This is a genomic window from Microbacterium sp. LCT-H2, from assembly GCF_001866135.1.
Classification (GTDB): domain Bacteria; phylum Actinomycetota; class Actinomycetes; order Actinomycetales; family Microbacteriaceae; genus Microbacterium.
Window position 1 is genome coordinate 20,771 of record NZ_MODW01000005.1, and the last position, 13,768, is coordinate 34,538.

Below are 13,768 nucleotides of genomic sequence, written 5' to 3' on the forward strand. Positions count from 1 at the left end.
CCTCCGCCGCCGGCATGGACAAGGCCGCCACGCTCACCTGGCTGCGCCGGATCTCCGGCGACATCGCCACGGTGACCATCAAGCGGCTGGAGGACACCCTCCCCTGGTACGCCGACATGCCACCAGCCCGCCGCTCCGCGGTCGGGCTGGTGGCGCAGGCGGGCATCACGTCGTTCATCCAGTGGTACGACGACCCGACGTCCACCCCGTGGATCGCCGCGGACATCTTCGCCGCCGCTCCCCGTGAGCTGCTGCGCAGCGTGAGTCTGCAGCAGACGCTCCAGCTCATCCGCGTCACCGTCGAGGTGACCGAGGAGCGGGTGGCGGGCAAGGGCGAGCACCTCCGCGAAGCCATCCTGCTCTACTCGCGGGATGTGGCGTTCGCCGCCGCCGACGTCTACGCCCGCGCCGCCGAGGCCCGCGGTCTGTGGGACGCGCGGCTCGAGGCGCTCGTCGTCGACTCGATCCTCACGGGCGAGGCCGACGAGGAGCTGCCCAGCCGGATCGCCGCGCTCGGGTGGCACGGCCATGGAGAGGTCGCGGTCCTGGTCGGCACCACACCCCCGCAGTTCGACGTCGACCTCGTGCGTCGGACGGCGCGCAAGCTCGCGGTCGACGTCCTCATCGGCGTGCAGGGCTCGCGCCTCGTGCTCGTGCTCGGACGCGCGCGCGTCGAGGGCCAGGAGGGCGAGGACGAGGAGCTCGGGTTCCAGGAGATCGCGGCCCGTCTGGAGCCGTCCTTCGGCCCGGGGTTCGTCGTGCTGGGGCCGGCGGTGGCCGCCCTCGTCGATGCCAGCCAGAGCGCGCGTGCAGCGCTGGCCGGATTCGCGGTGGCCCGCGCGTGGCGGAGCGCACCGCGGCCCGTCGAAGCCGACGACCTGCTTCCGGAGCGCGCCCTCGCCGGCGACCCTCTCGCGAAGCAGACCCTCATCGAGCGCATCTACCGCCCGCTGCAGGCGCACTCGACCGACCTCGTCACGACGCTCTGGAGCTATCTCGACAACGGCCGGTCCCTCGAGGCGACGGCCCGCGAGCTCTTCGTGCATCCGAACACCGTCCGCTACCGCCTCAAGCGGGTGAGCGAGGTCATCGGGTGGGACGCGACCGGACCCCGCGAGGCCCTCATCCTGCAGACCGCGCTCATCCTCGGCTCCATCGGGGCGGCCGAGCAGGTGCGTCGCCGTCCGCCGCTCCGTCGCCCTCCGCGCTGAGCCGCGCGATCTGTGCGCCACACACAAGGGTTTCACGCAATCTTGTGATGGATCATCCACCGTTCTGCCGCGATCGTTGGCAGACTGGGTGGGTGATTGTCGTCGTCTGCCCTGGACAGGGCTCGCAGACCCCCGGATTCCTCGCCCCCTGGCTCGAGCTCGACGGAGTGGAAGAGCGTCTCGCCGCCTACTCCGAGGCCGCACAGCTCGATCTCCGCGCGCACGGCACCGAGTCGGACGCGGACACCATCCGTGACACCCGCGTCGCCCAACCGCTGATCGTGGCCGCCTCCCTCGTGGCCGGTGATGCCCTCGTGGCCGCCGCCGGTCGCCGCGCGGATGGCATCGCCGGGCACTCCGTCGGGGAGATCGCGGCGCTCGTCGGCAGCGGCGTGCTGGACGCCGAGACGGGCATGCGCCTCGTCGGCATCCGCGGGAGGGCGATGGCCGATGCCGCCGCCCAGACCCCGACGGGGATGAGCGCGGTGCTCGGCGGCGATGAGGAGGCTCTCCTCGCCCGACTCGCCGAGCTCGGCCTCGCGCCGGCGAACTTCAACGGCGGCGGGCAGATCGTCGTCGCCGGTCCCCTTCCGGCCCTGGCGGCTCTCGCCGAGGAGCCGGTCAAGGGCACGCGCGTGGTGCCGCTCCAGGTCGCCGGCGCATTCCACACCGACTACATGGCCTCCGCCGTCTCGACCCTCCGCGACGCGGTCGCCGATGTGCAGCCGGGCGACCCCGAGATCACGCTCTGGACCAACCGCGACGGCTCGGTCGTGACCGACGGCAGGACGGCGCTCGACTACCTCGTCGACCAGGTCTCCTCCCCCGTCCGGTGGGACCTCTGCATGGCTTCGTTCGCCGACGCCGGCGTGACCGGCGTCATCGAGCTCGCCCCCGCGGGCGCCCTCGTCGGTCTCGCCAAGCGCGGCCTGCGCGGCGTGCCGACGGTCGCCGTGAAGACCCCCGAAGACCTCGAAGCCGCCGTCGCGCTGCTGAACGGAGAAGCCGCATGACCGCCTCCCTCGCCCAGATCGCCGGGCCCGCCTACACCCGCATCTACGCGTTCGGCGCGGCTCGCGGCGAGAACGCGGTGCCCAACGAAGACCTCATCGGGCCGATCGACTCCAGCGATGAGTGGATCCGTCAGCGCACCGGCATCATCACGCGGGCGCGGGCCGACAAGGACACCGACGCCATCGACCTCGCGACCGCGGCGGCAGCCGAGGCCATCGAGAAGTCGGGCGTCCCGGCCGCCCATGTCGACCTCGTGATCGTCGCGACCATCAGCAACCCGAAGCAGACGCCGTCCGTCTCCGCGATCGTCGCGGACCGCGTCGGGGCCAACCCGGCCGCGGCCTACGACATCAACGCGGCCTGTGCGGGCTACGCCTACGCCGTGGCGCAGGCCGACGCGCTCATCAAGGCGGGTGCGGCCCGCCACGCGCTCGTGATCGGTACGGAGAAGCTCTCCGATGTCGTCGACCCGACCGACCGCAGCATCTCCTTCCTCCTCGGCGACGGCGCCGGCGCCGCGCTCATCGGCCCCAGCGACACGCCGGGCATCGCCCCCGCTGTGTGGGGTAGCGACGGCTCGAAAGCAGACGCCGTGGGCATGAACGCCACCCTCACGGATTTCCGCGACGGCGTCGTGCCGTGGCCGACGCTCCGCCAGGAGGGCCCGACGGTCTTCCGCTGGGCCGTCTGGGAGATGGCGAAGGTCGCACGTGAGGCGCTGGAGAAGGCCGGGATCGAGGCCTCCGACCTCGCCGCCTTCATCCCGCACCAGGCCAACATGCGCATCATCGACGAGTTCGCCAAGCAGCTCGGCCTGCCGGAGACCACCGTCATCGCCCGCGACATCGAGACCACCGGCAACACGTCGGCCGCCTCGATCCCCCTCGCCAGCCACCGCCTCATGGCCGAGCACCCGGAGCTCTCCGGCGGACTCGCCCTGCAGATCGGCTTCGGCGCCGGCCTCGTCTTCGCAGCCCAGGTCGTCGTCCTTCCCTGAAGACGCGTCGACCTTCCCTAGACTGTTCCACGGTTCCGAATACAACCCGCAAGAAAGAGGAAGACCACCATGGCTTTCACCAACGATGAGGTCCTCGCCGGCCTCGCAGAGCTGATCACCGACGAGACCGGCATCAACGCCAGCGAGGTCGCCCTGGAGAAGTCGTTCACGGACGACCTCGACATCGACTCGATCTCGATGATGACGATCGTCGTCAACGCCGAGGAGAAGTTCGGCGTCACCATCCCCGACGACGAGGTCAAGAACCTGAAGACCGTCGGCGACGCCGTCAACTTCATCGTCGCGGGCCAGGAGTAATCCCGGAAGGATGCCACCCTCGCCCCGGGTGAGGAGTGGCATCCTCCGTCCCTGCCCATCCCCCGCATGACCTCGTTTCGACAAGGAACCACACCTCATGACCAAGCGCATCGTCGTCACCGGCATCGGCGCCACCTCCGCCATCGGCGGGACGGCCCCGGAGAACTGGGACAACCTTCTCGCCGGTGCCTCCGGCGCCCGCACGATCGAGCACGACTGGGTGCAGGAGTACGACCTGCCCGTCACGTTCGCCGCCTCCGCGAGCGTCCGTCCGGAAGAGGTGCTGCCCCGCCACGAGGCGAAGCGTCTCGACCCGTCTTCACAGTTCGCCCTCATCGCGGCCCGTGAGGCCTGGGCGGACGCGGGCTCGCCCGAGGTCGCTCCCGAGCGCCTCGGCGTCGACTTCGCGACCGGGATCGGCGGCCTCTGGACGCTGCTCGACGCCTGGGACACGCTGCGCGAGAAAGGCCCCCGCCGGGTCATGCCGCTGACCGTGCCGATGCTGATGCCGAATGCGGCCGCCGGCAACCTGTCGCTGCAGTTCGAGGCCCGCGCCTACGCACAGACGGTCGTCAGCGCCTGCGCCTCCAGCACCGAGTCGATCATCCACGCCTTCCACCACCTGCAGGAGGGCCTGGCCGACGTCGTCATCGCCGGCGGCACGGAGTCGGCGATCCACCCGATCACCATGGCCGCGTTCGCCTCCGCCCAGGCGCTGTCACGTCGCAACGACGACCCCGCCCACGCCTCCCGACCCGGCGCGATCGACCGCGACGGCTTCGTGATGGGCGAGGGCGCAGCGGCCCTCATCCTCGAGACAGAGGAGCACGCCAAGGCCCGCGGCGCGAAGATCTACGGCTACGTCCTCGGCGGTGGAGTGACCGCCGACGCCTACCACATCACCGGCAACGACCCCGAGGGCAAGGGGGCGGCCCGTGCCGTCGTCCAGGCACTCGAGGAGGCCGGCATCACCCCCGACCAGGTGACGCACATCAACGCCCACGCGACCTCGACGCCGGTCGGCGACCCCAACGAGTACGTCGCGCTGAAAAACGTCTTCGGCGACCGGATCGATGAGATCCCGGTGTCGGCGACCAAGGCGTCCACCGGACACCTCCTGGGCGGGACCGGCGCGCTGGAGGCGATCTTCTCGCTCCTCGCGCTGCGGGACCGCGTGGCCCCGCCGACGATCAACATGACCGAGCCGGACCCGGAGGTGCCGTTCCGTCTGTCCGGAGAGGCGGCTCCGCTCGGCGACGGCCCGCAGGTCGCCATCAGCAACTCGTTCGGCTTCGGCGGACACAACGCCGTGCTCGTGCTCGGCGGCGTCGACTGACCGCTTCCACATCCGCGACGAAGGCCCCCGGGATCATCTTCCCGGGGGCCTTCGTCATGCGCAGTCCGCTCTCACCCTTCGACAGGCTCAGGGACCCAGGGGCGCGCTCGCCCGGACGGCGAGGAGCTGCGAACGCTGCCGACGGCGGCGCTCGATCCGCGGGAGGAACCAGCCGATCAACGGACCGACGCCGAACGCGAACAGCACGGTGCCGACGCCCACCGGACCGCCGAGGAGGAAGCCGACGAGCAGCACGGAGCCCTCGATGACCGTCCGCGCCAGCCAGACCGGCCACCGGGTCACCCGGACGAGCCCCGTCATGAGTCCGTCGCGCGGTCCGGGGCCGAAGTCCGCCGCGATGTAGAGACCGGTGGCGAATGCCAGCAGCACGAGTCCGAGCACGAACATGGGGGCCCCGACCCACACGGACGGCGGAGCAGGCAGCACGAGGAGCGTGAGATCGGCGAACGGGCCGATGAGCAGCGCGTTGAGCAAGGTGCCGAGGCCCACCCGTTGACGGAGCGGGATCCACAGCAGCAGGACGATGATCGAGATCAGCACCGTGACGACCCCGTACCCGAGTCCCGTCCAGCGTGCGACACCCAGCGACAGGACGTCCCAGGGCGCGACGCCGATGCCGCCGCGCACCATGAAGCCGAGCGCGACGCCGTAGAGGAAGAGCCCGCCCACGAGCTGCGCCAGCCGCTCGACCAGGTCTCGACGGCTGGTCGCGGTGAAGGGCAGGAAGACGGCACGGAAGAGCATCTCCCCATCGTGGCCCGCGCGAAGGCGTGACGAGGCCGACCACTGAGCGAAAAGTGGCCTGCACATGGAAGGCCACTTTGCGGCAGGCTGGACGCATGGCCTCCCGTCTCGTCACCCAGCTCGGCACCCAGGACATCGATGACGCCTCGGCCTCGGGCCTGGCCGACCGCATCAGGGCCCTCATCCTCGACGGACGCCTCACGGTCGGCGAGAGACTGCCGAGCGAACGGGCCCTCGCCCTCGAACTCAGGCGATCACGCTCGACCATCACCCGCACCTACGGCGTTCTGGAGGCCGGCGGCTACGTGTCCCGGCATCATGGCGGAAGCACCAGAGTGACCCTCCCGCACGGCCCGTCGGCCGCCGCCCTCGACGCGGACGACGAGGCGATCGACCTGTCGATCGCCTCGATGGACTCGACCCCCGGCCTGTACGACGCGACCGTGCGGTCCCTCCCCCGGCTCGCGGCCCTGCGCGGGACGAGCGGCTATTCGCTGCAGGGCCTTCCCGAGTTGCGCGATGCCGTGGCCCGCCGATTCACCGAGCGCGGCGCGGTGACCTCGGCGGACGAGATCATGATCACCTCCGGCGCCCTCAACGCCGTCAACCTCATCCTCACGGCGCTCGGCCGCCGGGGCGAACGCGCCCTCGTGGAGCAGCCGACCTTCCCGCACGCGCTCGAGGCTCTGCACCGGCACGGCTACCGGCTGCTCCCGACGCCGGTCGACACCGACGGCTGGGACGCCCGGCACCTCACCGACACCCTGCTGACCGCACGCCCGCACGTCGCGTACCTCATCCCCGACTTCCACAACCCCACCGGAGCGACGCTGCCGCAGGAGGAGCGGTCTCGGATCGCGACGACGGCCCGCAACACCGGCACGCACCTGATCGTCGACGAGACGACGGCAGAGCTCGACATCGACCGGGGACGGGCACCGGCGCCGATGGCGGCCGAGGGCCCGAACGTGATCACGGTGGGATCGATGTCGAAGATCGCGTGGGGAGGCCTGCGCATCGGCTGGATCCGCGCCGAGCGCTCGGTCATCGCCCGGCTGCTGGCCGTCCGACCCTCGTTCGAGCTCGGCACGGCCCTCCTCGAGCAGTGCATCGCCGTGGAGCTGCTCGACGACGTCCCCGCGCTCACCCATCACGTGCGGCGCCGCCTGAGCGCCGGGCGGAACGCGGTGGCCGCGGCGATCGCCGAGATCCCGGGGATGCGGATGCCGGAGACGCCCGGCGGCCTCTCCGCCTGGATCGATCTCGGCGCCCCGTTGTCGACCACACTCTCCCTCGCTGCACGCGAGCGGGGACTCATCCTCCCGCCCGGGCCGCGCTTCACCACCGGCGGAGTGTTGGAGCGGCGACTCCGGGTTCCCATCACGCTCCCGCCCGAGCGCGCGGCGGAGGCGATGACGCGTCTGGCGCAGGCCTGGGCGGACGTGCGCGGCGGTGGTGTGAACACGGTCGACGACCTCGCGCACGCGGCCGTGATCTGATCTGCGCAGACGAAGACCCCGCCCAGTCTGCCGGGGCGGGGTCTTCGTCGAGCGGAGCGGGGATTCGTCTTCTCAGCGTCCGGGATCACTCACCGGCATCCGATACTCACGCCTCCGCGCTCCCGGTATCGACGGTCGGTCAGCCGACCTTGTGGAGCCAGACGACGCGCGCGTCGTCGCTGGCGTGACGGAAGGGCTCCAGCTCCTCGTCCCAGGCGGACCCCAGGGCGATGTCGAGCTCGCGCTGCAGCTCGACGGCGTTGCCCGCGGCGATCTCCATCGCGTAGCGGATGCGATCCTCTCCGATGACGATGTTGCCGGCGGCATCGGTCTGGGCGTAGTGGATGCCGAGGTCGGGCGTGTGCAGCCACCGACCGCCGTCGCTGCGGGGCGTCGGGTCTTCGGTCACCTCGAACCGGAGGTGCTCCCAGCCCCGGATCGCGGTCGCGAGGGCAGCACCGGTACCGACGGGACCATCCCAGTAGAACTCGGCGCGGCGTGCGCCGGTCAGCACAGGCTGCTCGGTCCAGTCGAAGTTCACCGCACGCCCGATAGCGCGACCCACCGCCCATTCCAGGTGCGGGCAGAGCGCGCGAGGCGCCGAGTGGATGAACACCACTCCGCGTGCGTAAGCCGTCGCCATGATCTCTCCGTTTCATCAGGTGCGTCTTCCCCTACGACCTGAACCACGAAGTGGCGAGAGTATGCGGTTGTGCGCCCATTCTCGCCGAGTTCCCGCGAAATCACAAGCATGTGATTCGACGACGAAGGCCCCGGTCCGTGGACCGGGGCCTTCGGGCGCTTCGATGAGCTCAGCGACCCAGTATGGGGACGCTCAGGCCTCGCTCATGGCCTGCTTGACCTGCTGGCCCTTCGCGGCGTAGTAGGCCGCGCGAGCGGCATCCTTGCGGGCCTGCTCGGCGTAGCCGAACTCGAGCACGTCCTGCGGGACCTCGACGTTCGGGACGTCGTCGGTGCCGTGGTACTTCTCGATGTAGGCGTCGAGCTCGGGACCGGAGGTCCACGAGGTGATGAGGCAGTAGCGCGGGTCGGTGCCGTTGTGGGTGGCCGCGTGCCACAGACGCTGGGTGTCGACGATGAGCTGCGCACCGGCCGGCAGGGCGATGCGGTACTCGATGCTGGGGTCCGTGCGGTTCTCACGCAGGACGAAGTAGCTGTCCTTGTCGTCCGTCAGGTTGAAGAACCCGCGCACGACCCAGCCGGTGCCGTCCGGGTTCAGGCGGTTGTTGTCGTCCTGGTGGAGGTTGTAGAGGCAGTCGCCGTAGGGGGTCGGCTGCAGCTCGATGACGCGGCAGCGCCCGACGTTCGCGCCCGGCTCCTGCGCACGGCGCGTGAGGTTCGGTGCCTTGGCGGTCTGCTCGTCGATCCAGACGCCGTCCTTGTCGGTGCGCGGCGGCTTGTGGTTCCAGAAGCCGTTGCACTCGATGTCGCCGAAGGCGCTGGCGAGGGGTGCGAACCGGGTGTCGCCCGAGGACTTCCAGTCGACGTACTCGATGTCGAGCCACTCCTTGGGGTCGGCCTCCTGGTCGTAGCTGTCGAGGACGACGAAGCCCTTCTCCTCCAGCGCTGCGGACTTGATGTATCCCATGATCGAGTCATGTTCCTTTCATCGGGGGCCAGCACGTTTTAACAGGCCCTGATAAGGCAAGGCTAACAGCGGGACCTGGCGCTCCCCCGGAGGGTCGCCGTGGATAAGCGAATAGACTGGGCGGGGCACCCGGCGCGTCCGTGGCGCCTGTCGCTACGGGAGGACGAGACACCAGCATGAGCACCGCGACCAACGTCGAGGCGACGGCAGTCAACACGATCGAATGGCTCGCGGCGGGACGCACGACCATCGTCGTCCCCGTCTACCAGCGGCAGTACCGCTGGGACATCGGCGGCTGCGAGCGGCTCCTCTCCGACGTCAGGGCGGTCGCCGCGGAAGACGACGCGCATCGCCACTTCATCGGCTCGATCCTCTCCGCCGAGGACGGCTCCGGCCCGGACGCCGACCTCATCCTCATCGACGGGCAGCAGCGCCTCACCACGCTCATGCTCCTCGTCGCGGCGCTGCATCACTCGGTGCGTGAGCGCGATCCGGAGCTCGCCGCCGATCTCGCCCGCGTGCTGGTCCGCCCCGACGACCCCGAGCGCACGAAGCTGCGTCCGCACGAGGCCTGGGCCGATCTCTACGAATCGGTCGTGCTCGATCGCCGCGACGACCTCGACCGCGAGTCGCGCTTCGACGACAACTACGCGTTCTTCCGCAGCCAGATCCATGCCGACGAGGCACCGTCGATCTGGCGGGGACTGCAGCGACTCGAACACGTGTCGATCACGCTCGGCGCCCAGGCCAACGCGCAGCAGATCTTCGAGAGCCTGAACTCCACCGGCGAGCCGCTGCGGGATCACGAGCTGATCCACAACTACATCCTCATGGGGCTGAACCACGCCGAGCAGATGGACGTGGAAGCGCGGTTCTGGCTGCCGATCGAGCACCACACGGGCGAGGCGATCGGGGCGTTCTGGCGTCACTACCTCGTGCTCGTGACGGGGCGAGAGGTGGCGGCGAACGGGGAGCACGGCGTGTACAGCGCCTTCCGCCGGTCGTTCCCGCGCGTCGACGTCGCCCACCTCCAGGCTGACGCCGAGACGTGGCGGCACTATGCGGAGATCTACGGCATCCTCCTCGATCCGACGAAGGAGCAGGACCCCGAGGTCGCGCGGCAACTGCGGTACGTCAACACGTTCGGACGCTCCTCCTACCCGCTGGTCATGAGCGCCTACAGCGATCACGCGCGTGGCCGCATCGACCGGGGTCAGCTCCTCGAGACGCTCGAGTGGCTGCAGGCGATGTTCCTCCGTCGCGCGCTCGTGAACCTTCCCGCCGAACGCCTCATCGCCCGGCTCTGCCGTGCGCGTCGCGACGGACACGACGCCCTCGCCCGCGCCATCGCGCGCATCACTCCGTCGGACGAGCGGGTCAGCGCCGTGCTCAAGTACAGCGAGCTGCCGTACCCGGCCTATGTGCTCGGCCGGCTCGAGGGCGTCGACGACGTGGACGGCTTCGATGTCGAGCACATCGTGCCCGCCGTGCCCGGCGACGCCTGGTCTGGCGACGGCGTGCGCCCCTGGAGCGAGTACTCCGAGGACGAGCAGAACAGCCACCGCGCCCTCGCACCCACTCTCGGCAACCTCACGCTGCTGGAACAGGGGCTGACGGAGCGGGTCTTCGGTGCCTCGTTCCCCGTCAAGCGCGATGAGGCCTATGCCCGCAGCGCCGTGCCGGCGACCCGTGCCCTCGCTGCCCAGGAGTCCTGGGGCACGGCGGCCATCACCGCACGCACTGTGGGCCTGACGGCCGACCTCGTCCGCGTGTGGGCACGACCCGCACTGCCCGAGATCGACGACGACGGCCTCACCCCGATCCTGGACGCCGTCCGCCGCCGCGGCTGGCCCGCGGGGTGGGAACGCGAGTTCGACTACGTGGAGTATCGGGGCGAGCGGTGGGAGGTGTACGACGTCAAGCACCTGTTCAACCGCGTGTTCCGTCGCGCCTGGACCGACACGACCGAGGCCGCTCTGGCGTACTGCGCGGCCCACGGCGGCCCGATCTACCGCGACAAGGCATGGAAGGGGCAGTGGGACGACCTCGACGACACGCACTTCCTCTACATGGGCTGGGACTCGAACTACATGATGACGGCCGTCCAGGGAGTCCTCGACGAGTCCGGAATCGCCGCCGAGGTCTTCGTGAAGTACTCCTACATCGGGAATGTGATGTGACCATGACCACTGTCCTCCGCCGCCGCCTGCTCGACCTCGCCGTCGAGGAGCACACGCTCACGGTCCCCCTCGTCTGGGACGACCCGGCAGACACCCGCACCATCGACGTGTTCGCCCGCGTGGTCGCACGGGAGGGAGGCGAGGCCCTCCCCTATCTGGTGTTCCTGCAGGGCGGGCCGGGCCACGAGGCGCCGCGCCCCTTCCACTCCTCCACCGCGCCGGCGTGGCTGGACCAGGCCCTCGCGCACTATCGACTCGTCCTGCTCGATCAGCGCGGCACCGGGCTGTCCTCCCCTGTCGGCGACGGCGACCTCGTGCGGGGCGCCGAAGCCGTCGCCGAGCATCTGACGCACCTGCGCGCCGATGCCATCGTGCGCGACTGCGAGGCGCTGCGGGAGCACCTGGGGGCGCCGACGTGGAGCGTCCTCGGGCAGTCCTTCGGCGGGTTCACGACGCTGGCCTACCTGTCGACCCACGCGGCTTCGCTCGACGACGTCTTCATCACCGGAGGCCTCAGCACGGTCGAGCGCGACCCGGACGAGGTCTACGCCCTCTGCTACGACAAGATGCGCACGGCGTCCGAGCGGTACTACCGGCGCTTCCCGGAGCACCGCGACGTGATGCGGCGCCTGATCGATCTCGCGGACGCCGGTGAGATCGTCCTCCCCGACGGCGAGGTCGTGTCGCGTTCCCGCCTGCGCTCGGTCGGCTCCGCTCTCGGCACCGACGACGGCTGGCAGACGGTCTGGTCGCTACTGGAACGGGATCCCGCATCCAACGCCTTCCGGCACGACCTCCAGCACGCCATGCCCTTCGGCGGCCGCAACCCGCTGTACTACGCCTTCCACGAGTCGAGCTATGCGAACGGACACACCACGCGGTGGTCCGCCGAGCGCGTCGAGCCGACCGATTTCCGCGACGATCCGACGCTCTTCACGGGCGAGCACGTCCGTCGCGAGTGGGCCGACACCGTCCCGGCGCTGCAGCCCTGGAGCGAGGTGACGTCGATCCTGGCGGACCACCCCTGGCCGCGGATCTACGACGCCGCTGCTCTCGCCGCCTCCGGAGCGACGGGCGCCGCCGCCGTCTACGTGAACGACGTCTATGTGCCCCTGGAGTTCTCGCTGGAGACCGCCCGTCTCCTCCCCGGCGTGACGCCCTGGGTGACGAGCGAGCACGAGCACAACGGCCTGCGGACGGGGCCCGTACTGGAACGGCTGATCGACCTCGCCCACGGACGCCGCATCCGCTGACCTCCGGAGCGCGACGGGTGCCGTCGGCGCGCTCCGCGATCTATCCTGGGGCCATGGAGCATCTGCTCGGATGGACCACGATCGTCCTCGTGCTCGGCACGGGACCGGTGCTGTTCTTCGTGGGCATCCGGCATTCCCTCTCCCGTCGTCCGGTCGAGGAGAAGTACGAGCAAGCCGGGTCCGGAGGGCTGGTCGGTGTCTTCGACGCGGTGTGGTCGCCCACCGCGCACGAGGCCGGCCAGGAGCGGGATCGGCAGACCCGGCGCACGGCCCCGGCGCCGACCCCCGGAGATCCGCCGGGCCGCATCGAGCGCGGACGCATCGTCATCGACGTCTGAGCGACCGCCCGGCCCGGGCATGACGAAGGCCCCACACTCCGAGGAGTGCGGGGCCTTCGTGGGCGGTCTTACTTGGAGGAGCCGCCGAAGCCCTTGAAGCGCTGGTTGAACTTCTCGACGCGGCCGGCCGAGTCCATGATGCGCTGCTTACCCGTGTAGAAGGGGTGCGAGGCCGAGGAGATCTCGACGTCGATCACCGGGTACTCCACGCCGTCCAGCTCGATGGTCTTGTCGCTGGTGACGGTGGAACGGGTGAGGAAGGTCTCGCCCGAGCCCAGGTCGCGGAACACGACAGCCTTGTAGTCGGGGTGAATGTCAGTCTTCATGGGATTCCTTTGTTGCTGCCCTGGATTGTGCCAGGGACGAGGGAAGTCTGCGGTGCCGAGCGCACCAAGGATTGATTCTACCAGTACTTCGACGGGCGCAGTAACCCATCAGAACCGAGGTCAGGAGGCGGCGCGGGCGGAGTGGCGCCCGTCCTCGCTGCTGAGCGTGATCGGCATCCCGAAGGTCTCGCCCAGGGCATCCGCGGTGAGCGTCTCGGCGATCGGCCCCGCCGCCACCACGGCGCCGTCACGGATCAGGAGCACATGGGTGAACCCGACCGGGATCTCCTCGACGTGATGCGTCACCATGAGCATCGCGGGCGTCGTCGGTGCGGACGCGTAGCCGCCCAGCAGTGCGAGGAGCTCCTCGCGCGAGCCGAGGTCGAGCGAGGCGGTCGGCTCATCGAGGAGCAGCAGCTCCGGGTCGGTCATGACCGCCCGGGCGATCTGCACACGCTTCTGCTCACCGTCGCTCAGCGTGCCGAACGTGCGGTCGGCGAGGTGCGCGAGGCGCCAGTCGCCCAGAACGCGCAGCGCACGCCGCTCGTCGATGTCCTCGTAGCTCTCGTTCCAGCGTCCGAGCACGGAGTAGGCCGCCGTGAGGACGGTGTTGAGCACCGTCTCATCGCGCGGGATGCGCTTGGCCATGGCCGACGACGCGAACCCGATCCGCGGACGGATCTCGAAGACGTCCGCGCGTCCGAGCGTCTCGCCGAGAACCGTCACCGTGCCCGAGGTGGGGTGCATCAGCGTGTCGGCGAGCTGCAGCAGGGTCGTCTTGCCGGCACCGTTCGGCCCGAGGATCACCCATCGCTGATCGTCCGAGACCTGCCAGGTCACGTGATCGATGATGTTGCGCCCCTCTCGGCGCACGACGACGTCGGTGAACTCCAGAGCGATCGGCATACCGAAAGCCTATCGG

At 70.1% G+C, this 13,768-nt stretch carries 14 protein-coding genes; 9 read left to right on the top strand and 5 right to left on the bottom strand.

What is annotated here, in order from left to right; all coding sequences use genetic code 11:
• Positions 1-14: 14 nt before the first annotated feature.
• The 5 genes from BK819_RS12535 (at position 15) to BK819_RS12555 (ending at position 4,876) form a co-directional block, all read left to right on the top strand.
• Complete coding sequence (locus tag BK819_RS12535) at positions 15-1,211, top strand: CdaR family transcriptional regulator (RefSeq protein ID WP_025103615.1); 1,197 nt, start codon at positions 15-17, stop codon at positions 1,209-1,211.
• A 92-nt stretch (positions 1,212-1,303) separates the two neighbouring features.
• The gene (locus tag BK819_RS12540; protein ID WP_071329457.1) at positions 1,304-2,224 is read left to right on the top strand and encodes an ACP S-malonyltransferase; all 921 of its coding nucleotides are present in this window, start codon (positions 1,304-1,306) and stop codon (positions 2,222-2,224) included.
• Complete coding sequence (locus BK819_RS12545; RefSeq protein ID WP_071329458.1) at positions 2,221-3,222, top strand: beta-ketoacyl-ACP synthase III; 1,002 nt, start codon at positions 2,221-2,223, stop codon at positions 3,220-3,222. Before BK819_RS12540 ends, BK819_RS12545 begins: the two co-directional genes overlap by 4 nt.
• A 69-nt stretch (positions 3,223-3,291) precedes the next feature.
• Entirely contained in the window at positions 3,292-3,540 is a 249-nt protein-coding gene (locus tag BK819_RS12550) for an acyl carrier protein (RefSeq protein ID WP_017202249.1), read from the top strand.
• Positions 3,541-3,637: 97 nt separating this feature from the next.
• Entirely contained in the window at positions 3,638-4,876 is a 1,239-nt protein-coding gene (locus tag BK819_RS12555; RefSeq protein WP_071329459.1) for a beta-ketoacyl synthase, read from the top strand.
• Positions 4,877-4,963: 87 nt separating this feature from the next.
• Here BK819_RS12555 and BK819_RS12560 read toward each other — a convergent pair whose 3' ends face one another.
• Positions 4,964-5,641: a YitT family protein gene (locus BK819_RS12560; protein WP_071329460.1), complete on the bottom strand. Its 678-nt coding sequence runs from the start codon at positions 5,639-5,641 to the stop codon at positions 4,964-4,966.
• Between the two features lie 95 nt (positions 5,642-5,736).
• Between BK819_RS12560 and BK819_RS12565 the strand changes: the two genes are divergently transcribed.
• Positions 5,737-7,140, top strand: a complete 1,404-nt coding sequence (locus BK819_RS12565) for a PLP-dependent aminotransferase family protein (RefSeq protein WP_071329461.1) — start codon at positions 5,737-5,739, stop codon at positions 7,138-7,140.
• A gap of 139 nt (positions 7,141-7,279) precedes the next feature.
• On the opposite strand, the gene BK819_RS12570 is transcribed toward BK819_RS12565, so the two are convergent.
• Positions 7,280-7,783: a DUF3145 domain-containing protein gene (locus BK819_RS12570; RefSeq protein WP_025103621.1), complete on the bottom strand. Its 504-nt coding sequence runs from the start codon at positions 7,781-7,783 to the stop codon at positions 7,280-7,282.
• Between the two features lie 192 nt (positions 7,784-7,975).
• The gene (locus BK819_RS12575) at positions 7,976-8,749 is read right to left on the bottom strand and encodes a hypothetical protein (RefSeq protein WP_025103622.1); all 774 of its coding nucleotides are present in this window, start codon (positions 8,747-8,749) and stop codon (positions 7,976-7,978) included.
• Between the two features lie 176 nt (positions 8,750-8,925).
• Here BK819_RS12575 and BK819_RS12580 point away from each other — a divergent pair, with 176 nt between their 5' ends.
• The 3 genes from BK819_RS12580 to BK819_RS12590 are packed head-to-tail and all read left to right on the top strand — an operon-like array spanning position 8,926 to position 12,520.
• Positions 8,926-10,929 (top strand): DUF262 domain-containing protein, encoded by a 2,004-nt coding sequence (locus BK819_RS12580; protein WP_071329462.1) that lies wholly within the window; start codon positions 8,926-8,928, stop codon positions 10,927-10,929.
• On the top strand, positions 10,926-12,182 hold the full coding sequence (locus BK819_RS12585) for an alpha/beta fold hydrolase (RefSeq protein ID WP_218138567.1): 1,257 nt from the start codon (positions 10,926-10,928) through the stop codon (positions 12,180-12,182). Before BK819_RS12580 ends, BK819_RS12585 begins: the two co-directional genes overlap by 4 nt.
• A 53-nt stretch (positions 12,183-12,235) precedes the next feature.
• Positions 12,236-12,520 carry a hypothetical protein gene (locus BK819_RS12590; RefSeq protein WP_126893090.1) on the top strand — a complete coding sequence of 95 codons (285 nt, stop codon included), beginning with the start codon at positions 12,236-12,238 and terminating at the stop codon, positions 12,518-12,520.
• A 68-nt stretch (positions 12,521-12,588) separates the two neighbouring features.
• Here the strand turns inward: BK819_RS12590 and BK819_RS12595 are convergent, their stop codons facing one another.
• Both BK819_RS12595 and BK819_RS12600 read right to left on the bottom strand, forming a co-directional pair.
• A complete protein-coding gene (locus BK819_RS12595; protein WP_017202258.1) occupies positions 12,589-12,846 on the bottom strand; it encodes a type B 50S ribosomal protein L31 in 258 nt (85 codons plus the stop codon).
• Between the two features lie 120 nt (positions 12,847-12,966).
• A complete protein-coding gene (locus BK819_RS12600; protein WP_071329464.1) occupies positions 12,967-13,752 on the bottom strand; it encodes an ABC transporter ATP-binding protein in 786 nt (261 codons plus the stop codon).
• Positions 13,753-13,768: the final 16 nt, after the last annotated feature.

Excerpts from the sequence above, each read along its gene's own strand:
- BK819_RS12535 (WP_025103615.1), top strand. The coding sequence starts at position 15 with ATGGACAAGGCCGCCACGCTCACCTGGCTGCGCCGGATCTCCGGCGAC.
- BK819_RS12545 (WP_071329458.1), top strand. The coding sequence starts at position 2,221 with ATGACCGCCTCCCTCGCCCAGATCGCCGGGCCCGCCTACACCCGCATC.
- BK819_RS12550 (WP_017202249.1), top strand. The coding sequence starts at position 3,292 with ATGGCTTTCACCAACGATGAGGTCCTCGCCGGCCTCGCAGAGCTGATC.
- BK819_RS12555 (WP_071329459.1), top strand. The coding sequence starts at position 3,638 with ATGACCAAGCGCATCGTCGTCACCGGCATCGGCGCCACCTCCGCCATC.
- BK819_RS12560 (WP_071329460.1), bottom strand. The coding sequence starts at position 5,641 with ATGCTCTTCCGTGCCGTCTTCCTGCCCTTCACCGCGACCAGCCGTCGA.
- BK819_RS12565 (WP_071329461.1), top strand. The coding sequence starts at position 5,737 with ATGGCCTCCCGTCTCGTCACCCAGCTCGGCACCCAGGACATCGATGAC.
- BK819_RS12570 (WP_025103621.1), bottom strand. The coding sequence starts at position 7,783 with ATGGCGACGGCTTACGCACGCGGAGTGGTGTTCATCCACTCGGCGCCT.
- BK819_RS12575 (WP_025103622.1), bottom strand. The coding sequence starts at position 8,749 with ATGGGATACATCAAGTCCGCAGCGCTGGAGGAGAAGGGCTTCGTCGTC.
- BK819_RS12580 (WP_071329462.1), top strand. The coding sequence starts at position 8,926 with ATGAGCACCGCGACCAACGTCGAGGCGACGGCAGTCAACACGATCGAA.
- BK819_RS12590 (WP_126893090.1), top strand. The coding sequence starts at position 12,236 with ATGGAGCATCTGCTCGGATGGACCACGATCGTCCTCGTGCTCGGCACG.
- BK819_RS12595 (WP_017202258.1), bottom strand. The coding sequence starts at position 12,846 with ATGAAGACTGACATTCACCCCGACTACAAGGCTGTCGTGTTCCGCGAC.
- BK819_RS12600 (WP_071329464.1), bottom strand. The coding sequence starts at position 13,752 with ATGCCGATCGCTCTGGAGTTCACCGACGTCGTCGTGCGCCGAGAGGGG.